Consider the following 234-nt stretch of genomic DNA (forward strand, 5'->3'; position numbering starts at 1 on the left):
CTCGTAACCTGTCGATAGTTCTGGGTTGTAAAGTGGTAACTTACTGCCCTGTGCTTTGGAAAATTCAGCATTCATGAGTTCACGTGCTGAGACAATATCAGGGTGTTTATTGATTTGCCGATCGAGCCAGTCACTCGATAGCGTTGGCTTAGCAAAAGCGAAGCTACTAACAGATAAACTTGCTGAAAAGCCGATAAATAATGCGATTCCAGTAGATTTTGCTGAGAAAAATTT

1 protein-coding gene is annotated in these 234 nt (G+C 41.5%); it reads right to left on the bottom strand.

Going from position 1 to position 234, the window contains the following annotated elements:
• A partial coding sequence (locus tag AAEY83_RS18640) for a hypothetical protein (protein ID WP_502945228.1) occupies positions 1-234 on the bottom strand: 234 nt, incomplete at both ends.

The organism is Psychrobacter sp. TB20-MNA-CIBAN-0197, from assembly GCF_040309765.1.
In the GTDB taxonomy this organism is placed as follows: Bacteria; Pseudomonadota; Gammaproteobacteria; order Pseudomonadales; family Moraxellaceae; genus Psychrobacter; species Psychrobacter submarinus.